Origin of the sequence: Nonomuraea sp. NPDC059023 (assembly GCF_042740095.1) — a bacterium.
In the GTDB taxonomy this organism is placed as follows: domain Bacteria; phylum Actinomycetota; class Actinomycetes; order Streptosporangiales; family Streptosporangiaceae; genus Nonomuraea.
In genome coordinates, this window is the sequence record NZ_JBHYIO010000003.1 from 15,463 (window position 1) to 38,200 (window position 22,738).

General features: G+C 71.7%; 17 protein-coding genes. 2 read left to right on the forward strand and 15 right to left on the reverse strand.

Annotation, left to right across the window (positions count from 1 at the left end):
- The first annotated feature begins 8 nt into the window (after nucleotides 1-8).
- Complete coding sequence (ileS, locus tag ACFWYW_RS06035) at nucleotides 9-3,143, forward strand: isoleucine--tRNA ligase (RefSeq protein ID WP_379618554.1); 3,135 nt, start codon at nucleotides 9-11, stop codon at nucleotides 3,141-3,143.
- A gap of 217 nt (nucleotides 3,144-3,360) precedes the next feature.
- Here ileS and ACFWYW_RS06040 read toward each other — a convergent pair whose 3' ends face one another.
- From ACFWYW_RS06040 to ACFWYW_RS06110, 15 genes are all read right to left on the reverse strand, one after another.
- Entirely contained in the window at nucleotides 3,361-4,989 is a 1,629-nt protein-coding gene (locus ACFWYW_RS06040) for a hypothetical protein (protein ID WP_379618556.1), read from the reverse strand.
- A gap of 66 nt (nucleotides 4,990-5,055) precedes the next feature.
- Complete coding sequence (locus ACFWYW_RS06045; RefSeq protein ID WP_379618558.1) at nucleotides 5,056-5,919, reverse strand: DivIVA domain-containing protein; 864 nt, start codon at nucleotides 5,917-5,919, stop codon at nucleotides 5,056-5,058.
- 102 nt (nucleotides 5,920-6,021) lie between these two features.
- Nucleotides 6,022-6,312, reverse strand: a complete 291-nt coding sequence (locus ACFWYW_RS06050; RefSeq protein WP_184960716.1) for a YggT family protein — start codon at nucleotides 6,310-6,312, stop codon at nucleotides 6,022-6,024.
- Between the two features lie 83 nt (nucleotides 6,313-6,395).
- Complete coding sequence (locus tag ACFWYW_RS06055) at nucleotides 6,396-6,899, reverse strand: cell division protein SepF (RefSeq protein ID WP_184960714.1); 504 nt, start codon at nucleotides 6,897-6,899, stop codon at nucleotides 6,396-6,398.
- A 117-nt stretch (nucleotides 6,900-7,016) separates the two neighbouring features.
- Nucleotides 7,017-7,712 (reverse strand): YggS family pyridoxal phosphate-dependent enzyme, encoded by a 696-nt coding sequence (locus tag ACFWYW_RS06060; RefSeq protein ID WP_379618561.1) that lies wholly within the window; start codon nucleotides 7,710-7,712, stop codon nucleotides 7,017-7,019.
- Between the two features lie 303 nt (nucleotides 7,713-8,015).
- Nucleotides 8,016-9,446 (reverse strand): cell division protein FtsZ, encoded by a 1,431-nt coding sequence (gene ftsZ / locus ACFWYW_RS06065; RefSeq protein ID WP_379618563.1) that lies wholly within the window; start codon nucleotides 9,444-9,446, stop codon nucleotides 8,016-8,018.
- Between the two features lie 1,019 nt (nucleotides 9,447-10,465).
- A complete protein-coding gene (locus ACFWYW_RS06070) occupies nucleotides 10,466-11,128 on the reverse strand; it encodes a cell division protein FtsQ/DivIB (RefSeq protein ID WP_379618565.1) in 663 nt (220 codons plus the stop codon).
- Entirely contained in the window at nucleotides 11,125-12,528 is a 1,404-nt protein-coding gene (murC, locus tag ACFWYW_RS06075) for a UDP-N-acetylmuramate--L-alanine ligase (RefSeq protein WP_379618567.1), read from the reverse strand. The genes ACFWYW_RS06070 and murC overlap by 4 nt, the downstream gene beginning before the upstream one ends.
- An 87-nt stretch (nucleotides 12,529-12,615) precedes the next feature.
- Nucleotides 12,616-13,692 (reverse strand): undecaprenyldiphospho-muramoylpentapeptide beta-N-acetylglucosaminyltransferase, encoded by a 1,077-nt coding sequence (murG, locus tag ACFWYW_RS06080; protein ID WP_379618569.1) that lies wholly within the window; start codon nucleotides 13,690-13,692, stop codon nucleotides 12,616-12,618.
- A gap of 13 nt (nucleotides 13,693-13,705) precedes the next feature.
- Nucleotides 13,706-14,995, reverse strand: coding sequence for a putative lipid II flippase FtsW (gene ftsW / locus ACFWYW_RS06085; protein WP_379618571.1), 1,290 nt, complete (start codon nucleotides 14,993-14,995; stop codon nucleotides 13,706-13,708).
- Nucleotides 14,992-16,368 (reverse strand): UDP-N-acetylmuramoyl-L-alanine--D-glutamate ligase, encoded by a 1,377-nt coding sequence (gene murD / locus ACFWYW_RS06090; protein WP_379618573.1) that lies wholly within the window; start codon nucleotides 16,366-16,368, stop codon nucleotides 14,992-14,994. Before murD ends, ftsW begins: the two co-directional genes overlap by 4 nt.
- Nucleotides 16,365-17,423: a phospho-N-acetylmuramoyl-pentapeptide-transferase gene (gene mraY, locus ACFWYW_RS06095; RefSeq protein WP_184960705.1), complete on the reverse strand. Its 1,059-nt coding sequence runs from the start codon at nucleotides 17,421-17,423 to the stop codon at nucleotides 16,365-16,367. Before mraY ends, murD begins: the two co-directional genes overlap by 4 nt.
- Nucleotides 17,420-18,868 carry a UDP-N-acetylmuramoyl-tripeptide--D-alanyl-D-alanine ligase gene (murF, locus tag ACFWYW_RS06100; RefSeq protein WP_379618576.1) on the reverse strand — a complete coding sequence of 483 codons (1,449 nt, stop codon included), beginning with the start codon at nucleotides 18,866-18,868 and terminating at the stop codon, nucleotides 17,420-17,422. Before murF ends, mraY begins: the two co-directional genes overlap by 4 nt.
- Nucleotides 18,865-20,385, reverse strand: coding sequence for a UDP-N-acetylmuramoyl-L-alanyl-D-glutamate--2,6-diaminopimelate ligase (locus ACFWYW_RS06105; RefSeq protein ID WP_379618578.1), 1,521 nt, complete (start codon nucleotides 20,383-20,385; stop codon nucleotides 18,865-18,867). The genes murF and ACFWYW_RS06105 overlap by 4 nt, the downstream gene beginning before the upstream one ends.
- Nucleotides 20,386-20,425: 40 nt before the next feature.
- A complete protein-coding gene (locus ACFWYW_RS06110; protein WP_379618580.1) occupies nucleotides 20,426-22,264 on the reverse strand; it encodes a peptidoglycan D,D-transpeptidase FtsI family protein in 1,839 nt (612 codons plus the stop codon).
- Nucleotides 22,265-22,459: 195 nt separating this feature from the next.
- Here ACFWYW_RS06110 and ACFWYW_RS06115 point away from each other — a divergent pair, with 195 nt between their 5' ends.
- Nucleotides 22,460-22,738, forward strand: coding sequence for a hypothetical protein (locus ACFWYW_RS06115; protein WP_379618582.1), 279 nt, complete (start codon nucleotides 22,460-22,462; stop codon nucleotides 22,736-22,738).

The window sequence follows — 22,738 nt, forward strand, 5'->3', positions numbered from 1 at the left end:
CGCCCGAGATGTCTTCCCACTCTTTCCGCTCTCTTCCCGCGCAGGTCGACCTGCCCGCGCTCGAGCGCGAGGTCCTCGACCGCTGGCGCGACGGGAAGATCTTCGAGCGCTCGGTGGAGCAGAACGAAGGCAACCCGTCGTGGGTCTTCTACGAGGGCCCGCCCACCGCCAACGGCCTGCCCGGCGTCCACCACGTCGAGGCGCGCGTCTTCAAGGACCTGTTCCCGCGCTACAAGACGATGCGCGGCTTCAGCGTCCCCCGCAAGGCCGGCTGGGACTGCCACGGCCTGCCCGTCGAGGTCGGCATCGAGAAGGAACTCGGCCTGTCCGGCAAGAAGGACATCGAGGCGTACGGCATCGCCGAGTTCAACGCCAAGTGCCGCGAGTCCGTGCTGCGCCACGTCGACGCCTTCGAAGAGCTCACCGAGCGGATGGGCTACTGGATCGACCTGTCCACCGCCTACCGGACCATGGACCCGTCCTATATCGAGTCGGTCTGGTGGTCGCTGAAGGTCATCTTCGACAAGGGCCTGCTGTTCCGCGACTTCCGCATCACCCCGTACTGCCCGCGCTGCGGCACCGGCCTGTCCGACCACGAGCTGGGCCAGCCGGGCGGCTACGAGACCGTGTCGTCGCCGTCGGTGTACGTGCGCATGCCGGCCACCTCGGGCCGCCTCCAGGAACTCGGCGCCTCGCTGCTGGTCTGGACGACGACGCCGTGGACGCTGGTGTCCAACACCGCGGTCGCCGTACACCCCGACGTCACCTACGTCGCCGCGCGCACCGCCGACGGCGAGGTGCTCGTGGTCGCCGAGCCGCTGCTCGGCGTGCTGGGCGACGGCGCCACCGAAGTGGCCCGTTTCACCGGCCGCGAGCTGGAGCACACCTCCTACACGCGCCCCTTCGACCTCGTCGACATCCCGGGCGCGCACTACGTCGTGCTCGGCGACTACGTCACCGTCGAGGACGGCACCGGCCTGGTCCACCAGGCGCCCGCGTTCGGCGCCGACGACCTCACGGTCTGCAAGAAGTACGGCATGCCGGTCGTCAACCCGATCGGCCCCGACGGCCGCTTCCTCGACGACGTGCCCATGGTCGGCGGCCAGTTCTTCAAGGACGCCGACGAGGGCCTCACCGAGGACCTGCGCGCCCGCGGCCTGCTGTTCCGCGGCGGCCACTTCGAGCACAGCTACCCCCACTGCTGGCGCTGCCACACCGCGCTGCTCTACTACGCGCTGCCCTCCTGGTACATCCGCACCACCGCGGTCAAGGACCAGATGCTCGCCGAGAACGAGAAGACCAACTGGTTCCCCGACACGATCAAGTGGGGCCGGTTCGGCGAGTGGCTGCGCAACAACGTCGACTGGTCGCTGTCGCGCTCGCGCTACTGGGGCACACCGCTGCCGCTGTGGGTGTGCACCGCCGACGAGAGCCACATCACCTGCGTCGGCTCCCTGGAGGAATTGGGCGAGCTGGCCGGGCGGGAACTGTCCGCGCTCGACCCCCACCGCCCGTTCGTGGACGACGTGTCCTTCCCCTGCCCGTCCTGCTCGGCCGAGGCGCGGCGCGTGCCCGACGTCATCGACGCCTGGTACGACTCCGGCTCGATGCCGTTCGCCCAGTGGGGCGCCCGCGGCAAGCCCGAGGGCGTCTACCCGGCGCAGTTCATCTGCGAGGCCACCGACCAGACGCGCGGCTGGTTCTACTCGCTCATGGCCGTCGGCACGCTGACCTTCGGCCAGTCCTCCTACGAGAACGTGCTCTGCCTCGGCCTCATCCTGGCCGAGGACGGCCGCAAGATGAGCAAGCACCTGGGCAACGTGCTGCAGCCCATCCCGCTCATGGACCAGCACGGCGCCGACGCCCTGCGCTGGTTCATGGCCTGCTCCGGCTCGCCCTGGGCGGCGCGCCGGGTCGGCCACGGCACGCTGGAGGAGATCGTCAGGAAGGTCCTGCTGACCTACTGGAACACCGCCTCCTTCTTCACCCTCTACGCCAACGCCTCGTCCTGGACGCCGCGGGACGCCTCCCCCGCCGCCGAGCGGCCGCTCATCGACCGCTGGGCGCTGGCCGAGCTCCACCGCACCGTCGCCGAGGTGAGCGCGGCGCTCGACGAGTACGACACCGTGCGGGCCGGGCGCCGGCTGGCGGAGTTCCTCGACGACCTGTCCAACTGGTACGTGCGCCGCTCGCGCCGCCGGTTCTGGCAGGGCTCGCAGGACGCCTTCGCCACCCTGTACGAGTGCCTGGAGACCGTCACGCGGCTCATGGCGCCGATCACCCCGTTCGTCACCGACTACCTGTGGGACGTGCTGCGCCGGGAGGGCGACCCCGCCTCGGTGCACCTGACCTCGTGGCCGGCCGTACGGGAGGATCTGCTCGACCCCGCGCTGTCCCAGCAGATGGCCCTGGTGCGGCGGCTGGTCGAACTGGGCCGCTCCGCGCGCGCCTCCTCAGGGGTGAAGACCCGCCAGCCGCTCGGCCGCGCGCTGGTCGGCGCCCACGACTGGCCCGCCCTGCCCAACGAACTGCGCGAGCTCATCGCCGACGAGCTGAACGTGCAGACGCTGGAGGACATGTCCGGCTACAGCGCCGACCTCGTCTCCTACACGGTCAAGCCCAACTTCCGCGCGCTGGGCAAGCGGTTCGGCTCCCAGACCAAGCTGGTCGCCGCCGCCGTCTCCGCCGCCGACGCCGCCTCCCTGGCGCGCACCCTGCGCTCCGGGGGTACGGCTTCGCTGGAGGCGGGCGAGCTCGGCACGGTCGAGGTGGGCCCCGACGACGTGATCGTCACCGAGCAGCCGCGCTCCGGCTGGGCGGTGGAGACCGGCGCCGTCGACACCGGCACCGGCGAGACCGTCGCCCTCGACCTGGCCATGACCGGCGAACTGCGCAGGGCCGGGCTCATCCGCGAGGTCATCCGCCTGGTGCAGGACGCCCGCAAGTCGAGCGGCCTGGCGATCACCGACCGGATCGACCTGTGGTGGGCGGCCGCCTCGCCCGACCTTTCCGAGGCGCTGCGGTCCGACGGCGGGCTGGTGGCCGACGAGGTCCTCGCCGTGTCGGTCACGGAGGGCTCGTCCGAGCTGCCGGTGTTCACCGACGCCGACCTGGGACTGACCTTCCAGCTACGCCGCGCCTAGAGGTGGGAAGACGCGGTCCCCTTCGCCTGGGGGCCGCGTCTTTCCATGTGCGAGGCCGCTTCGCCCCTTGGGCGGGGCGGCGTCAGCTTGGGCGCGGCGTGGTCAGCTTGGGCACGGCGGCGTCAGCTTGGGCGCGGCGTGGTCAGCTTGGGCACGGCGGCGTCAGCTTGGCACGGCGGCGCTTGGGCGCGGCGGCGTCAGCTTGGGCGGGGTGGCGTCAGCTGACCGATTCGCGGTCGTTCTGGCAGACCGAGCAGCTCGTCAGCCCGGCGGCTTCGGCCTGGGCCAGCGTCATGGTCTCCACGCCCGTGTCACCGGCGCCGCGGATCAGCGGGCAGGCGGTGCTGTGGTAGCGGCGCGTGCCGACGATGACCTTGACCGTGCCCGGCCGCGTGTCCTTGGCGGGAGCGTCGTCACCGGCGTCGCCCTCGGCGGCCGGCCGGGGCTTCGGTTCCGGCTTCGGCGCCTCCGGCTTGCCCTCCACCGGGGACTCGGCGGGCGTGGGCCGTGAGCCGGGCTCAGGCTTCTTCTCCGGGGCCGCGGGCTTGGCCTCGCCGTTGGTGGTCGCGGGGGCGACATAAGGCGCCACACGCGGCCCTGATGGGCTCTTGCCGGTGGGCCTGCCCTCGTCGGCGACCGGCGCCTCGGGCCGCCGGCCCGCGCCGTTGTCGCCGGTGACCGGATGCCCGGCCTTCTCCTCGGCCTGAGGCTTCTGTCCGGTCGAAGGCTTCTGCCCGGTCGGAGCCACATGCTCGGGCTTGCCTGTCGCGGGCTTGCCCGTCACGGGCTTCTCGTCCGTCCCGGACCTGTTGTCCGTCCCGGGCTGGGGGTCCCTCCCGGGCTTGTTGTCCGTCCCGGGCTGCTCGTCCTTCCAGGACTTGTCGGCCGCGGTGCTCGCAGGCCTGCCGCTCGCAGTCGGGGGCCGGCCGTCCGCGCTCGTGGGCTTGCCCGCCGCACTCGGGGGCTGGCTCGCCGGGCCCGTGGGGCTGCCCGTCGGCGGCTTGGACGGGGACTCCATGGCGGGGAGCCGGAGGTGCGGGTTGGTGGTCTCGGCGTCGGACTCGTCGTCCGGTCCCGGGGCGGGCGGGGTGTCGTCACCGGCCGCGGAGGGCTTCGCCGTACCGGAGGAAGAGGCTTTGGGGGCGAACCAGCCGCCAGGCTGGTCGGGCCCGGACTCCGGAGTGGGGGTGGAAGCGGCGGGGGCCGGCTTCGGCGCTGCGACGGGGCCCTGGGGCCGGATGTCGCGGGTCGCCTCGGAGGGTTCCGCCGGAAGCTCGGCGGAGACGGTCCTGGTCTCCGGCGAGGCAGCGGGGTGGGGCGTGACGGGCTCGGGGTCGGCGGCAGGCGGCAGCTGCCGTCCACCGAGCGCCGCGTCGGGCAGGCAGCTCGTGCAGGGCGTGAAGCCCTCCTCGCGCGCCTCCTCGAAGGTGAGCTCCTCGTGATCCCGTCCGATCAGCTGACGGCATCCCGGTACGTGGTAACGCTTGCGCCCGGGGATCACCAGGACGAGGGCGTCCGGGGAGATCCCGCGTGCCGCGGGCCGGCGGGGAGCCGGTGAGGGGACGGTCGCCGTCTGCTGGAACGTCTGGGGACGCGGAGGAGACGGCGGCGCTCCCGCGGGAGCCTGGTCGGAGTGCGGCGGCTGCGGGTACCCGAACTTCGCGGGTTCGGGAGGGGTGGCCGTGGCCCCGGCACGCCCGCCGGGGAACAGCTCATGACGCCGCAGCAGCGCCCCGATCACCAGGAACAACGCGGAAAGCACGCTCACCACGATGGACCACATGATCAGGAACGGCTTTGCCAGCACGAAGCCCGCGATCAGTAGTACGACCGCCGCGAGCACCAAACCAGCACTGATAAGGATCACTAGGGGGCTCTCTCGAGTGACGGGTCCTTGTGTTGACCCGCTACTTTACCGGCGGTCGTTGTGCGGGCCGTCGGCGCCGGGGAAGGCGCCCTGGGGAGCCTCGCCGCCGAACGGGCTGGGACCGCCGGGAAGCGGCTGCTGACCACCCTGGGGTACGGCGTGCGACATGGCCGGAGCGCCGGGGTTCGGCAGAACCGGGAACCCGCCGCTGCCCTCCGCGGAGACGTTCAGCTCGGCGAGCTGGTTCTCCAGGTAGAGCTTGAGGCGGCTGCGGTACTCGCGCTCGAAGCTGCGCAGCTCCTCGACCTTGCGCTCCAGCTCGTCACGGGTCTGGACGAGGGAGCCCATGGCCTGGCGGTGGCGCTCCTGCGCGTCGCGCTCCAGCGTCTCGGCGCGGGCACGGGCGTCACCGATGACCTGCTCGGCCTGGCGGCGAGCCTTGGTCAGGATGTCGTCGGCCTCGCGGCGGGCGCGGGTGACGGTCTCGTCCGCCTCGCGGCGGGCGTCGGCGATGGCCTGGTCGGCCGTCTGCTGGGCGAGGGCGAGCACGCGGGCCGCGGTGTCCATGTTGTCCTCGGCGGGAGGCATGTTCATGGCAACGGGCTGGGGCTGCGGCTGCATGGGCTGCGGCTCGGGGGCCCGCATGGGCTCCGGCTGCGGGGGCAGCTGCATCTCGGCCTTCGGCTCCTGCACCGGGGCGGAGGCCATGGGCATGTTCATGCCGCCGGGCACCTTCCCACGCAGGCACTCGGCCAGTTTGGCGCGAAGCTCCTCGTTCTCTTGGATCAGGCGGTCAAGCTCAGCTTCCACCTCGTCGAGGAAGGCGTCTACTTCTTCCTCGTCGTAGCCCGGCCGTAGCCGGGTGGTACTGAACTGCTTGTTCCGCACGTCAGCGGGCGTCAGCGGCATTTTTTGGTCTCCTTGGCGCGCTTGGAGTCTGTCCGGAGGGGGCAGACCCGAATCACTTCAGCGCGGACACGAGTCGGTTCTCGACCGGACCTCGCAGGCCCGTCACCTGGCGAGTGATCCAGCGATCTGGATCAGGATCAGCACCACGATGAACAGGACTGTGAAGCTTAGGTCAAAGGCCACCGTACCCAACCGGAGGGGAGGAATGAAACGGCGGAGAAACTTGAGAGGTGGGTCGGTTGCGGTGTATGTGGCCTCTGCGAGGACCAGCACGACGCCGGAGGGCCGCCACTGGCGGGCGAACGCCTGCACCGTCTCAAAGATCATTCTTCCGATGAGCAACACCAGGTAGAGGGACAGGACAACCACCAAGATCTGACCTACGATCCCCACGGCGTGGCCGCGCCTCCACTTCTGATGAGCCCTCCCGTCGGTCTCGGTGAGACCAGGTTGGGTCCGATAGACATACAGAGACTCTAACTCTGGTTGAAGAATCCGCGTTCCGCGATTCGAGCCTTGTCCTCGGCGGTCACCTCGACATTGGCAGGGGACAACAGGAACACCTTGTTGGTAACACGTTCAATGCTGCCATGTAGGCCAAAGACCAGACCTGCCGCGAAATCCACCAGCCGCTTGGCGTCGCTGTCAACCATTTCAGTCAAGTTCATGATGACCGGGGTGCCGTCCCGGAAGTGCTCTCCGATCGTACGCGCCTCGTTGTACGTGCGCGGATGGAGCGTGGTGATCCTCGCGAGGTCGGTGGTACGCCGCTCCAGGACCGTCGTCGAGGGCCTCGGCGCGGGTACGCCGGGGTCGGTCTCGTCATCGCGGTCCTGGACCGCGACGGCCCGCTCCTCACCGGTCCGCGGCGACTCCTCCTCGTACGGAGGGTCGTAGTCCGCGTAGGCCTCGTACCTCTCGTAACGGTCGTCCTCCACGAGACCGAGGTAGACCGCCATCTTGCGCATTGCGCCGGCCATACTACGTCGTCCTCCTGCTCATGGTCGCACTCGCTCGGGCGGGGACCCGAGGCGGTAGCCGTACCCCCTTGGAGCTCACCGCAGATCGACCTCTACTAAGACCCACTTGAGGGGACATTACCTGACGAAGGGCTTGCGGCGACCGAGCAACGCCGTACCGACCCGCACGTGTGTCGCGCCGTGGGCCACAGCCTCGGACAAATCCCCACTCATCCCCGCGGACACCATGGCCGCGCCCGGATGGCGCGACCGAAGCGCGAGCGCGATCTCCCGCAGCCTGCCGAACGCCTTGCCCGGGTCCTCCCCCAGCGGCGCCACCGCCATCACCCCGCCCAGCCGCACGCCGTCGGCCGCCGCGATCACATCGGCCAGCGCGGGCACGTCGGCGGGCAGCGCGCCGCCGCGTTCCGGGTCGTCGTCGAGCGCCACCTGTACCAGGCACGTCACCTCGCGCCCCGCCCTGACGGCCTCCTTGGAGATCGCCCTGGCCAGCCGTTCGCGGTCGACGGAGTGGATCACGTCCGCGTACCCGACCACCGACCTGACCTTGTTCGTCTGCAACTGCCCCACGAAGTGCCAGGTCAACGGCAGATCGGCGCATTCGGCGGCCTTGCCCGCGGCTTCCTGGTCGCGGTTCTCGCCGACGTCGCGGACGCCCAGCTCGGCGAGGATCCGCACGTCGTCGGCGGGGTAGGTCTTGGTGATCGCGATCAGCGTCACCTCCGCCCGGTCCCTGCCGGCGGCGCGGCACGCCTGCGCGATCCGCTCCTCCACCTCGCCCAGCCGCTCGCCGATCTCCGCCTTGCGCGTCACTTCACACCTTTCTCCCGGTACGGCAGGCCGCCGTCACCAGGAGGCCCGCCGTAAGAACGCTACTCCAGGGCAGGGTGGGGCCTCGCACGTGAGTTCGATCACTCTTTGCCCGCGGCGGCATGTCGCCAGCGGGAGAGCCCAGGGCCGGACGCCGGCGACAGGGCATCCACGCCACAGATCGGCGGGATTCGGCGGAAGGGCGTCCCTCGCCGCAGGCCGGTTGGATTCTCGCCGTGGGGTGGCGGGCGGTGAACAGCAGAGCGCCCGCGCCGGTTGCGGCGCGGGCGCACAGTGGAGCTGTGGCTACTTGAGGAAGTCCGGGACGTCCAGTTCCTCTTCCTGCTCCTCGAAGACCACCGGACGGCGCTTGGCCGGCTCCGACATCCGGGAGTTGATCGGTGTCGGCGGGTTCGGGGGCTCGGGGGCCGGGCGGGGGATGGAGACCGGGGCGGGCGGCTCCTCCGCGACCGGCTCCACCGCGGGAGCCACCTGGGCGGCGGGCGCGGGCTGCGCGGGCGCCGGTTCCGGAGTGTGCTGCTCGGCCGCGCGGACGGGCTCAGGCCTGGGCTCCGGCCGCTGGTCCGGGCGCATCGGCTCGGCGCGCAACTGCGAGTAGGGGACCGAGTCCGAGCGTACGGGCTCGGGGCGGGCGGGCTCCGCGCGCGGCGGCGCCACCGGCTCGGCCTTCACGCTCGGCGCCTGGACGCCGCTCGGGCGTACCGGGGCCGAGGCCTGGGCTGCGGTGGCCGACGATGCAGCCGGCCGTACGGCGGCCGGAGGCAGCTTGGGCACCTCGTCGAAGCCGGCGGCGATGACGGTGACCCGTACCTCGTCGCCGAGCGCGTCGTCGATGACCGTGCCGAAGATGATGTTGGCGTCGGGCGCGGCGGCCATCGACACCAGCTGGGCGGCCTCGTTGATCTCGAACAGGCCCAGGTCGGAGCCGCCCGCGATGGACAGCAGCACCCCGTGGGCGCCGTCGATCGAGGCTTCCAGCAGCGGGCTGGAGACCGCCATCTCGGCCGCCGCCACGGAACGGTCGTCACCCCGCGCATGCCCTATCCCCATGAGGGCCGAGCCGGCGCCGGACATGACGGATTTCACATCCGCGAAGTCCAGGTTGATCAGACCGGGCGTGGTGATCAGATCCGTGATGCCCTGGACACCGGACAGCAGCACCTGGTCGGCCGCCTTGAAGGCGTCCAGCACGCTGACCTGGCGGTCGGAGATCGACAGCAGGCGGTCGTTCGGGATCACGATCAGGGTGTCGACCTCGTCGCGCAGCGTCTCTATGCCCGCTTCGGCCTGCGAGGCCCTGCGCCGCCCTTCGAAGCTGAACGGCCTGGTCACCACACCTATCGTCAGCGCGCCAAGTGACCTGGCGATGTTGGCCACCACGGGCGCGCCACCGGTGCCGGTGCCACCGCCTTCGCCCGCCGTGACGAAGACCATGTCGGCGCCCTTGAGCACCTCTTCGATCTCTTCACGGTGGTCCTCGGCCGCCTTGCGCCCCACATCGGGGTTGGCGCCCGCGCCAAGTCCGCGCGTGAGCTCACGGCCCACGTCCAATTTCACGTCGGCGTCACTCATCAGCAGCGCCTGGGCGTCGGTGTTTATCGCGATGAACTCGACGCCCTTGAGTCCCTCTTCGATCATCCGGTTGACGGCGTTGACTCCGCCGCCGCCGATGCCGACGACCTTGATGACCGCGAGGTAGTTCTGCGGTGCTGCCACGACGAGGGGCCTTTCCGCTCGTTGACTTGCCATTTCGGTGCGGATTGTTCTCCGCCATTTCTCACTTCGGGTAACTCTCAACCTCAGGTTGAGATTTAGATTTATGTCAACCTGAGGATTGATACGGACAGTAGGAGTTACGCTCCGGGCGGGTCAACTAACCGCGCCGCAAGCACGTCCGGCGTGTCGCGGGCTGTCCGATTCGTTCCCGTGTCATGCCTGGCCGGGCTCCCGTCCGGGATACAGACTCTCACGCTCCACCCCCCGGATCGGACAGGCTCCACCCATTCTCCTCCCAAACCCTCACCACCCCAAGCCGCCGCGGCTTGCCCTGGAACTACCACGCACCGGGCAATCCATGTCTTAACCCACTCCCACCCCAGCTCAAGCCCCTCATAGAGGGGTACGGCAGGCCCCTGGCCCACCCCGCGGAGAACACCGCGCAGGGGGCATCCGGCGGATCACACGGCCGCTTCCGGAGCAGGCGCGCCGGGCGGCCAACGGGTTGCGAGCGGACACCGGAACCACCGGCCCAAGCACGCACACCGGCCATGGCGCCCCGGACAACCGGCCTGGGCGCACCGGCTACCAGAAAGACGCCACCGGGCAAGGCGGGCAAGGCGGGCGCGGGCGGCGCGGCGCGGGGCGGCGCGGCGGGGGTCGCCTGGCGGAGGGCACTGCGGGTTGGCGCGGGGCGGGGCGGGGCGGGTGCGACGGAGTGGCCCGGCGCAGCGGGTGCGGGGGGCGGGTGCGGGTGGGGCGGGCGCGGGGTGGGGCGGACGAGGCGGTGGGGCGGACGAGGCGATGGAGCGGGTGCCAGGCGGGAGGGGTAGCTCCTGGCAAGCCGTCGGCCCCATGACCGGGGGCCGTGACGGCGGGGGCCACGTCCGACGTGAGAAGCGACCCCCCCCGACCTGCCCCAGCGCACGTCGGCGGGTGGCGTCAGCCCGGCTTGCCGTAACAGAGAGGAAGCTGCACGCAAGAAGAACAGAGAGGAAGCTGCACGCAAGAAGACCGGATCACTTGAGCGTCACCACGTCGGGCGAGCTGACGTCGTACACGTCAGCCTTGCGGGACAGGAGGGAGAGCAGCACGGCCGCCTTGTCCTCGCCGCGGTCGGCGCCGCCCCACACCACGGTCCGCCCGTCGTTGAGGCCGAACGTGATCCCCTCGGCCGACGACGCCCGCACCGTCTTCACCTTCCCCGACAACGTGTCCGGCAGCGTGCTGACGACCTTGAGGGCGGCCAGCGTCACGGGGTCGGTCGGGCTGGGCCGGTCCATGTGCAGCACGGGCAGGTCGGGCGGCCCGATGGCGCGGATCTCGGTCACGACGCCCTGCTTGTCGACGAGCGCCGCCTTCCCGCCCACGGGCAGCACGGCGACCGGCTCGCGTTCGGCGACGGTGATCTCCAGCGTGGACGGCCACACCCGCGCGGCCTTCACGGTCGCGAGCTGCCGGATGCCCAGTACGCGGCTCTCGACCGAGGCCAGGTCGACGGTGGCCAGCGGGTGCAGGGCGGCGATCGCGGCCTGCTGCTCGATCTGGTCGGCCGGAACTGTGAGATTCCCCACGATCTCGACATTTCGCACGCCGAGGACAGGCGAGTAGAAAACCAGCCATACCGCCGTGCCCACGACCCCGGCGGTCAGCAGCCCGATGAAGGCGGTCCGTGCCCTCACCGGGTGGACAGCTCCGCGACGATCTGCGGCCCGAGCTCGGTGACGTCGCCCGCGCCCATGGTCAGGACGATGTCGCCCTGCCGCGCCTTGTCCGCCACCAGCGCGGGCACGGCGGCCTTGTCGGGCGCGTAGTCGACGTGGGATTCGGGCAGGTTGACCCGCTCGGCGACCATGGCCCCCGACACTCCCGGCTCGGGATCCTCGCGGGCGCCGTAGACGTCCAGGACGATCGCGCGGTCGGCCAGGCCGAGCGCCGCGCCGAACTCGTCGGCGAAGAACCGGGTGCGCGAGTACAGGTGCGGCTGGAAGACCGCGATGACCCGCCCGTCACCCGAGTAGGAGGCGACCACGTCGCGGGCGGCGCGCAGGTCGGCGGCCAGCTCGGTGGGGTGGTGGGCGTAGCTGTCGAAGACCGCCACGCCGCCCGCCTCACCCTTGGCCTCGAAGCGCCGCTTGGCCCCCGTGAAGGCCGCCAGACCGTCCCTGATCTCCTCGAACGGCAGGCCCAGGGCATCGGCCACGGCCACCACCGCGGTGGCGTTGAGCGCGTTGTGCGCCCCGGGAACGGCCAGCCTGACCTCGCCGCGCCCCTCGATCGTGAAGCGCGTGCCGAACCCGTCGGGCCGCACCCCGCTGACGCGGTAGTCGTCGGACGCGGTGCCGTAGGTCCTGACCCGCAGCCCGCGCTTGGCGGCCACCTCGGCCAGCGCCGCCGACCCCGGGTCGTCGGCGCAGATGACCAGCAGCGAGCCGACCCGCTCCACGAAGCGGTTGAAGCTGTCGTACACGGCCCGCGGGTCGCCGTAGTTGTCGAGATGGTCCGCCTCGACATTCGTCACCAGCGCGATGTCCGGCGCCAGCATCAGGAACGACCCGTCGCTCTCGTCGGCCTCGGCCACGAACACCTCACCGTTGCCCTCGTCCGCGCCGAGCCCGGTGGTGACCAGTTGCCCGCCCACGCAGTAGGACGGGTCGGCCCCGCTCTTCTGCAGCGCCACGGTCAGCATCGAGGTCGTGGTGGTCTTGCCGTGGGTGCCGGCGATGGCCACGGCGGTGCGCCCGGCCATCACCGAGGCGAGCGCGGCGGCCCGCGGGATGACCCGCACCCCGCGCTTGAGCGCCTCCCCCAGCTCGGGGTTGGAGTCGCGGATGGCGGTGGAGACCACGACGGTGTCGGCGTCCTTGACGTGGGAGGCGGCGTGCCCGATGTGCACGGTCGCGCCGAGCTCGCGCAGCTCGTTCACCAGGTCGGAGCCGCGGGCGTCGCTGCCGGTCACGCGTACGCCGCGCTTGAGCAGGATGCGGGCGATGCCCGACATCCCGGCGCCGCCGATGCCGATGAAGTGGACCCTCCCCAGGTCCTCGGCGGCGACCGGATCGACCAGCTTCACGAGACTCATCGGTCGCTCACCACTCCTCATTCGCTCCGCGGAGTGCCTCCTTCGTCGGCCCTCCACTCCACTCGCTGCGTCGGGTTCGCTCGCAACTCATTGGGCTATCTCCAACACTTTCCTGGCCAGCGTGATGTCCGCGTCCTTGCGTCCCAGTCCGACCGCGGCCTCGGACATGACGGCGACGCGTTCGGGGTCCCGCAGGATGGGCAGCACGTTCCGGATGATCCAATCAGGTGACAAATCGGCATCGTCGATGAGCAGCCCCCCGCCGCCCCCGGCGATGCGTTCGGCGTTGATCCGCTGCTCGCCGTTGCCGTGGGGCAGCGGCACGTACGCCGCGGGCAGGCCGACCGCGGTCAGCTCCGCGCAGGTGAGCGCGCCGCTGCGGCACAGGGCCAGGTCGGCGGCGGCGTAGGCGAGGTCCATGCGGTCGAGGTAGGGCAGCAGCACGTACTGCGGGTCGCCCGGCGGAGGCTCGCGCTCGACGGTGTTCTTGGGGCCGACGACGTGCAGCACCTGCACCCCCGCCGAGCGCAGGGCCGGCGAGGCGGCCAGCGCGGCCTGGTTGATCGAGCGGGCGCCCTGGGAGCCGCCGAAGACGAGCAGCGTCGGCCGGTCGGTCTGCAGGCCGAACCAGGAGCGCGCCTTGTCGCCCATCGACAGCCGGTCGAGCTGGACGATCTCGCGCCGCAGCGGCGTGCCGATGTACTCGGCCTTGGCCAGCACGCAGTCGGGGTGCCCGGTGAAGACGTGGTCGGTGAGCTTGGCGCCCAGCCGGTTGGCCAGGCCGGGGCGCGGGTTCGCCTCGTGCACGACGATGGGCACGCCGCGCCGCTTGGCCGCCAGGTACGCGGGCGTGGCCACGTACCCGCCGAATCCCACGAGCACGTCGGCCCGCACCCGATCGAGGACCGCGGCCGCGGCGTTGACCGCTCCGGCCAGGCGGCCCGGCATGGTCAGCAGCTGCGGGGTGATCGCCCTGGGCAGGGGTACGGCGGGCACGAGCTCCAGCTCATACCCCCGGGCGGGCACCAGCCGGGTCTCCAGGCCGCGGTCGGTGCCCATGCAGGTGATGCCGATGCCCGGGTCCAGCCCGCGCAGCGTGTCCGCTAGGGCGAGAGCGGGCTCGATGTGCCCGGCCGTCCCGCCACCGGCGAGGACCACCCTCATGATCGGTCACTCCCTAACGTCTCGCTCGGCCCCTGCTCGTTCTTCCCCCCAGGCCAAGCCAGCTTAGAGCCCGAGCGGCCGGTCCGGGGCCACGAGCGGCCAGCGCCTCGCGCGCGCCGGGTTCCTGTTTGGCGAACGACAGGAGCATCCCGAGCGCGGCCAGCGTCGGCAGCAGGGCCGAGCCGCCGTAGGAGACCAGCGGCAACGGGATGCCGGTGATCGGCAGCACGCCGATCACCGCGCCCATGTTGACGATGGCCTGGCCGCAGATCCAGGCCACGACCGCGGCGGCGGAGAGCCTGATGAACGGGTCCTTGACCCGCCCTGCCACCCGCAGCCCGGCGTAGCCGAGCAGGCCGAACAGCGCGACGACGACGAGCGTGCCCATGAGGCCGAGCTCCTCGCCGAGGATGGCGAAGATGAAGTCGCTCTCGCCGTGCGGCAGCCAGCTCCACTTCTGCCGGCTGGACCCGAGCCCGAGCCCGAACCAGCCGCCGGAGCCCATCGCGATCTGCCCCTGGACGGCCTGGTATCCGGCGCCCTGCGCCTCGGCCCACGGATCGAGGAAGGCGCCGATGCGGGCCATGCGGTACGGCTCGACCTTGATCATGATGACCGCGGCCAGCACCGCCACGCCGAGGATGCCGCCGAACAGCTTCAGCGGCGCCCCCACCACCCACAGCAGCGACAGGAAGATCATCATGAGCACGAGCGTGGTGCCGAGGTCGCGCCCGAGCATGACCATGACGGCAAGGATCGCGGTGCCCGGCATCAGCGGGATGAGCATCTGCCGCCACTCGATCCGCCCGGCGCGCGCCCGGCGCGCCAGCATGTCCGCGCCCCACAGCGCCAGGCCGAGCTTGGCCGGCTCCGACGGCTGGACGGTCAGCGGGCCGATGTAGATCCACCGCTGCGCGCCCAGCTCCGAGGAGCCGATGAACAGCACCATGACCAGCGCGATGATCGACAGCACCATGAGCGGGTAGCCCGCCCAGCGGAAGAACTTGTGCGGCAGCCGCGAGCACACGTACATCAGCGGCACGCCGATCGCCGCCGACACCGTCTGCCTGATGAACCACGAGAACGGGCTGCCGGTCTTGTTCAGCGCCTCGATGCTGGAGGCCGACAGCACCATCATGAGCCCGAGGATCAGCAGCAGCGCGCTGCAGCCGATGATCAGGTAGTAGGTGGTCAGCGGCTTGCCGAGCAGCTCGCGCAGCGCGCCCATCTGCTCGCGCGCCCACACCGACGGCCCCTCGACGGCGCCGCTCTTGCGGGGCCGCTCGTCCGTGGTCGCGCTCACGTCCGTGGCTCCCGGCGCAGACCGTGCTCGTGTACGGCTCGCGCGAAGGCCTCCCCCCGCGCCGGGTAGTTGGCGAACATGTCCAGCGAGGCGCCCGCGGGCGCCAGCAACACGGTGTCCCCCGGGGAGGCGAGCGCTGCGGCTTCGGTGACGACGCGGTCCATCACCCCAGTGTCTTGGTCGGCGATGTCCACCACGGGGACATTCGGCGCGTGTCGCGACATCGCTTCGGCGATCCTGGCGCGGTCCACGCCGATCAGCACCGCCCCGCGCAGCCTCGGCGCCGCCTTGCGGACGAGGTCCTCGACGTCGGCGCCCTTGAGCTGGCCGCCGGCCACCCAGACGACCGACGGATAGGCGGCCAGGGCCGCGGCGGCGGCGTGCGGGTTGGTGGCCTTGGAGTCGTCGACGTAGTCGACCTCGGCGACCCGCTCGACGAACGACATGCGGTGCGGGTCGGGCACGAAGTCCCGCAGGCCCTGCCGTACCGCCCCGGCCGGCACGCCGTGCGCGCGGGCCAGCGCGGCGGCGGCCAGGGCGTTGGCCACGTTGTGCGGCGCGAACGGGCGCACGTCGGCCAGGTTCGCGAGCTCTTCGGCGGCGTGCACGGGATCGGGGCAGAAGGCCCGGTCTACGATGAGGTCCTCCACCACGCCGATCTCGCCCGCCCTCGGCACCCGCAGCGTGAACCCCACCGCGCGCCGGTACGGCGCCGCCAGCTCCGCCGCGATCGGGTCGTCGGCGTTGTAGACCACGGTCGCCGCCCGCTCGAAGATCCTGGCCTTGGCGGCGGCGTACTCCTCCAGGGAGCCGTGCCAGTCGAGGTGGTCGGGGGCGACGTTGAGCAGCGCGGCCGCCTCGGGCGCCAGCGAGCCCGACCAGTGCAGCTGGAAGCTGGACAGCTCCACGGCCAGCACGTCGTACGGCTCGGCGACGGCCTCCACGACCGGCACGCCGACGTTCCCGACGGCCAGCGCCTTCTCCCCCGCCGCCAGCAGCATCGAGGTGAGCATGCGCACGGCGGTGGTCTTGCCGTTGGTGCCGGTCAGGGCCAGCCAGGGGGCCGCCTGCTCCGGGCGCAGCCGCCAGGCCAGCTCGACCTCGCCCACGACCTCGACCCCGGCCGCGAGCGCGGCGGCGATCAGCGGGTGGTGGGGCGCCCAGCCGGTGGTGACCAGCCGGGTGGTCTCCCCGGGCAGTTCCATGGGGCCGAAGCGCACCTCGACGCCCAGGCGGGCCAGCTCGGCCGCGACGAGGCGCTGGCGCTCCCCCTCGACCGCCTCCAGGACGACGACCCGCTCGCCCCGCTCGGCCAGCACCCGGGCGGCGGCCGTACCGGAGACTCCGAGCCCCGCGACACACGTCAACGTCATGGGCGCGGCATCCACTCCACGTAGAACAGTCCGAGTCCGACGGCCGCGCACAACCCGGCGATCAGCCAGAAGCGGACCACGATCGTGGTCTCCGCCCAGCCCTTCAGCTCGAAGTGGTGCTGCAGCGGCGCCATGCGGAAGACCCGTTTACCGGTCATCTTGAAGAACCCGACCTGGATGATCACCGACATCGTGATGATCACGCAGAGGCCGGCCAGGATGATCAGCAGGAGCTGCGTGCGGGTGGCGATCGCCAGACCCGCCAGCACGCCGCCCAGCGCCAGCGAGCCGGTGTCGCCCATGAAGATCTTGGCGGGCGGGGCGTTCCACCACAGGAACCCGATCAGCGAGCCCAGCACCGCCGCCGCCACCACCGCCAGGTCGAGCGGGTCGCGCACCCAGTAGCAGTTGGGCCCGAGCTGGTCGATGCAGTTGTTGCGCAGCTGCCAGTTGCCGATCAGCACGTACGCGCCCAGCACCACGGCGGTCGCGCCGCTGGCCAGGCCGTCGAGGCCGTCGGTGAGGTTCACCGCGTTGGAGAACCCGACGATCATGATGAGCACCCAGATGGTGAACCCGACCAGGCCGATCGACGGCCCGAAGTCGCGCAGGAACGACAGCCGGGTCTCGGCGGGCGTGATGCCGTACACGTTGGCCTGCTGGGTCACCAGCACCGCGAAGACGGCGCCGACGATCAGCTGGCCCAGCGCCTTGGCGCCCGAGCGCAGGCCGAGGCTGCGCTGCTTGTAGATCTTGATGAAGTCGTCGAGGAAGCCGACCGCGCCGAGCCCGGTCATCAGGAACAGCACCAGCAGGCCCGAGATCGTCGGCGACTCGAACGTGACCAGGTGCGAGGCGCCGTAGGCCAGCAGCGAGGCCAGCACGAACACCACGCCGCCCATCGTGGGCGTGCCCTTCTTGCTCAGGTGCGCCTGGACGCCGTCCTCGCGGACCTCCTGTCCGTAACCCCGCCTGGCGAACAGGCGGATCGCGAGGGGGGTGCCGAGCATCGACAGGATCAATCCCACCGCGCCGGCGATGATGATGTTGGTCACCGCGCGCTCCCGAGTACACGCTCGGCCGTGCGTTCGAGCCCCATCGCCCGCGGGCCCTTGACCAGCACCACGTCACCGGGCAGCAGCCACGACGCGAGCTCCCGCGCCGCCGCCTCCGCGTCGGCCACGTGCACGATCCGCGTGCCCTGCTGTGGGTACGGCCCCGCCGGCGGCGCGCCCGGTGGCGGCGCCCCCTGGGCCGCGGCCACCTGGCTGGAGGCGGCGAAGGCGCCCTCCAGCACCGGCCCGGCGTCGGGCCCCGCCACGATCAGCCCGGCCAGCCCGGCACTTCCCGCCAGGCGGCCCAGCTCCTCGTTGAGCGTGGCGCTCTCCTCGCCGAGCTCGCGCAGCGCGGCGATGACGGCGAAGCGGCGCCGTCCGGCGCCGACCACGCCGAGCGCCTCGAAGGCGGCCCGCATGGAGTCGGGGTTGGCGTTGTAGGCGTCGTTGATGACGGTCACGCCGTCGTGGCGGTCGGTGACCTCCATGCGCCAGCGGCTGCGCGGCTCGGCCTCCGACAGTTCCTCGGCGATCGTGGCCACCGGCAGCCCGAGCTCGTAGCCCGCCGCCGCGGCGGCCAGCGCGTTGTCGACGGCGTGCTCGCCGTACAGCCGCAGCCGCACGTAGGCGACGCCGGACGGCGTGCGCAGCCGGAAGGAGGCGCGGCCACGCTCGTCGACGGTCACCTCCTCGGCGCGGATGGCAGCCTCCTCGCCGCGGCCGAAGAACGTGACGCGGGCGTCGGTGCGCCCGGCCATGTCGCGCACCAGCGGGTCGTCGGAGTTGAGCACGGCCACGCCGGTGGCGGGCAGCGCCTCGACCAGTTCGCCCTTGGCCTTGGCGATGGCGTCCTTGCCGCCGAAGACGCCGAGGTGGGCGGTGCCGACGTTGAGCACCACGCCGATGCTCGGCGGCGCGATGGCGGCCAGGTGGGCGATGTGCCCGGCGTCGCGGGCGCTCAGCTCCAGCACCAGGAAGCGGGTGTCGAGGTCGGCCTTCAGGACGGTCAGCGGGTGGCCGATCTCGTTGTTGAACGAGCCGACCGGCGCGATCGTCGGCCCGATGCGGCCGGTCAGGCGGGCCAGCAGGTCCTTGGTGGTGGTCTTGCCGGCCGAGCCGGTCACGCCGAGCACGGTCGCCTGCGGCAGCGAGCCGGCCACCGCGGTGGCCAGGGCCGCCAGAGCGGCGGCCACGTCGGGGACGATCACCGTGGGCGCCTCGACCGGACGGCTGGCCAGCACGGCCACCGCGCCCGCGCGCACCGCCTGGACGGCGTACTCGTGCCCGTCGACGTTGGCGCCCCGGAAGGCGGCGAACAACGATCCCGGCTCGACCTGCCGCGAGTCGATCACGACGGGGCCGCGCACCACGGCCCGAGGGTCGGCCATGCCCGACAGAGCGCCCGAGGTGAGCTCGGCGATCCTGGCCAGTGGCAACGGGATCATTGGTAAACCTTCCTGTGGATCGCTTCGGCGACCACCTCGCGGTCGTCGAAGGGGATCACTTCGCCTGAGATGTACTGGCCCTGCTCGTGGCCCTTGCCCGCCACGACGATCACGTCGCCGCGCCCGGCCCGGCGTACTGCCAGGTCGATCGCCGCCGCGCGGTCGGGCTCAATGATCACATGAGCGCGCTCATGCCGGGGAACGCCGAGTGCCCCCTCCATCATCGCGGCAAGGATATGGAGAGGATCCTCTGTGCGTGGATTGTCGCTGGTGAAAATGGCCACATCCGCGAGGCGCGCCGCAGCTTCTCCCATCATGGGCCTTTTGCCCCTATCGCGGTCGCCGCCGCAGCCGAGCACGATGGTGAGCCTGCCAGAAGTCACCTGGCGCAGCGAATTGAGCACCGACTCGACGGCGCCGGGCTTGTGGGAGTAGTCGACCACGGCCTGGAAGTCGTCCTCGGACGTCGTCACCCGCTCCATACGGCCGGGAACGCCCTTCAGCGTGCCCACGCCGTGCACCGCGGCCTGCAGCGGCACGCCCGCCTCCACGAGCGTCACGATCGCGCCCAGCGCGTTGGCGACGTTGAACGAGCCCGGCAGCGCCACCTGGGCGTCGGCCTCGACGCCGCCGGGGCCCACGACGCGGAAGGAGCTGCCGTCGGCGCCCAGCCGTACGTCGAGCGCCCGCCAGTCGGCCTCCGGGTCACCCGTGGGCGAGAACGTCGTCATCGGGATCTTGGCCACCGTCAGGAGCTCGCGCCCGTGGGGGTCGTCCAGGTTCGTCACGCCGGCCCGGCTCAGCTCCGGCTGGAACAGCCTGACCTTCGTGGCGAAGTAGTCGTCCAGGTCGCGGTGGAAGTCGAGATGGTCCTGCGACAGGTTCGTGAACAGGGCCACGTCGTAGAAGATCCCGTCGATGCGGCCCAGCGCCAGCGCGTGGCTGGAGACCTCCATCACCGCCGAGGAGACGCCCTGCTCGCGCATGAACGCGAACAGCCCGTGCAGCTCCGAGGCCTCCGGCGTGGTCAGCCGCGACTCGAAGCGCACCTCGCCCGCCCGGATCTCCACGCCGCCGATCAGGCCCGTCGTGTGGCCGGCGGCGCGCAGCCCGGCCTCCAGCAGGAACGTTGTCGTGGACTTGCCGCTGGTGCCGGTCACGCCGATGACCGACAGGTCGTGGGACGGCTGGCCGTACACCCAGGAGGAGATCTGCCCGAGCAGGGCGCGAGGTTCCGGCACGACCAGCACCGGCAGCCCGGTCGCGACCGCGGCGTCGCGGCCGGCCGGATCGGTGAGGACGGCGACCGCGCCGTTGGCCATGGCCTCGGCGGCGAAGCTCGCCCCGTGGGCGTGGCTGCCGGGAAGCGCGACGTAGAGGTCTCCGCGCCGCACCTGGCGGGAGTCGATGGTGACGCCGGTGATCGCGGCATGCGGCGAACGCGCCGTGCCGGAATCGGCGTCGAGCATGGTGGCCAGGCCGGTCAGCGGGCGCGGCGGGCTGGTCGTGGGACGCATAGACGACGGGGGACGCACGGCGAGAGCGTACCTTCCCCGGTCACTGTCCGGCGCTCAACCGCACCGGAGGCGCGGTCGAGCTTGTGGGCGGGATCTTCCTGCTCTTGATGGCGAACGTCATCACCTGCTTGAACACGGGGGCCGCGAGCTGCCCGCCGAAGTGGCCCTTCTGCGGGTTCTGCAGCACCGACAGCACCACCAGGCGGGGCGCGTCGGCGGGCGCGAAGCCCACGAAGGATGCGGTGTAGCCGTCGTAACGGCCCAGCTTCGGATCGTAGCGGTTCGCGGTACCGGTCTTGCCGGCCACGCGGTATCCGGGGATGGCCGCCAGGCCGCCGGTGCCCTCCTCGCTGGCCGCGCTCTCCAGCATCGCGGTGATCTCCGTCGCCGTCCGTTCGCTGACCACCCTGGTCTGCTTGCCGGCGGCGGCCGCTTTGAACCTGCCGTCCTCGCCGGTGGTGCCGGCGACGATCTGCGGGGGCACCCTGACGCCGCCGTTGGCGATCGTCTGGTACACGCTGGCCATCTGCAGGGCCGTGACCGAGACGCCCTGGCCGTAGGCGATCGTGCAGCTCTGGCTGCCCGACCAGGACTTGTAGTCGGGCAGCAGCCCGGCCTCCTCGCCCGGCACGCCGCCGCCCGGCTTGGCGCCGAACCCGAAGGACTTCAGCATGCCGTGCAGCCGCTGCGAGCCCACCTTGCGGGCGGCCATGATCGTGGCGACGTTGCTGGACTTGGCGATCGCCGTCTGGAACGTCATCGTCTCCGGCGGGTGCGGCTCGGCGTCGCGCAGCGTGCGGTCGTAGCAGCGGATGTTGTCCTTGACGCGGAAGCTCGTCGTCGGCCTGACCGCGCCGCTCTCCAGCGCCGCCGCCGCGGTGATCACCTTGTTGGTGCTGCCCGGCTCGAACACGTCGGCCGCCGCCCGGTTGATGTAGTTCTCCTGGGGGGCCTGACGCCAGTTGTTCAGGTCGAGCTCGGGGGCGTTGGCCATGGCGACGATCTGCGCGGTCTTCACGTCCATGACGATGACCGTGCCGCTCTCCGCGCCCACTGCCTTGACCTGCTCGGCGATCGACTTCTGGGCCGCCCACTGGATGTCGCGGTCGATCGTCAGCCGCACGTCGCTGCCCTCCAGGGGCGCCTGGCGCTGGCTGTGGGTCATCGGGATGCGCTGGCCGTCGCGGCCCTGCTCCACCCGCTGCTTGCCGTCGCGGCCGGCCAGGAGCGAGTTCTTGGCCTCCTCCAGGCCGCCCAGGCCGGTGCCGTCCACGCCCACGAAGCCCACCAGCGTGCCGGCCAGGTCGCCGGCCGGGTAGATGCGCTTGTACTGCTTCTTCGCGGTCAACGCCGGGATCTGCGCCTTGAGCAGGCGGCTCGCCACGACCGGGTCGACGTCCTTGGCCAGGAGCTGGTACTGGGTGGTGTCCTTGGCGAGCTTGCCGGCGATCTCCTGCTGGGACTTGCCGAGCTCGGCCGCCAGGACGTTGGCCACCTTGGCGCGTACGCTCGGGTGCACCTTCGACGGGTCGATCGCCACCTCGCGGGCCTCGACGGTCATGGCCAGGGCGTGGCCGTTGACGTCGGTGATCGAGCCGCGCTTGGCGGGGATGACCTCGGTGATCATGCGCTGGCCCACGGCCTTGGCCTCGTAGATCTTGGAGTCGAGCCCCTGCATCTGGATCAGGCGGCCGGCGAAGATCGACAGGATGAACGTCATGGCGATCATGCCGATGTTGATGCGGCGGCGCGGGTTGCCCAGCCTGAGCACCAGCGGCGGCCTGGGCGGCCGCGGCGGAATCGGCGGCCTGCGCGGCGGCATGCCGCCCCTGCGGGCGCCGCGCTCCGGGTCGGCGGGCCCGCCACGCGGTCGCGGCACCTCACCCCTGGGCCGTCCTCCGTCGGCGCCGGGCCTGACGGGCCGTGTCCGCGGGTCACGCGCCTCGCGCTCGTCCCGCCCGTCGGTCCTGCCCGGCCGCTGCCGGGTCTCGCGCGCACCGTCCTGAGCGCCCCGCCGTTCGCGGGAAACACGCCCTTCCTGAGACGTGCGACCCTCTTGAGAGGTACGGCCCTCTTGAGAGGTACGGCCCCGCGGCTCCTGGGGCGAGCGCTCGCCCTCCTGGGAGGTGCGGCGGCGTGGACGCTCGTCCTGCTGCCCGTCGCCGGTCTCGGGGCGGCGGCGGTCGTCGGTGAAAGGCAGGTCGAACGGGTCGTCGCCCGCCGCCGGTCGCCCGGTCCTACCGGTCCGCCCGGTGCCGCCCGTGCCCCGGGGCGTACGCCGAGCGGCGCCGGGCCCTCCTTGAGCGCCGGCGCCGCCTGGTCCGCGACCGGGTCCCTGCCCGCGGCCGCCTGA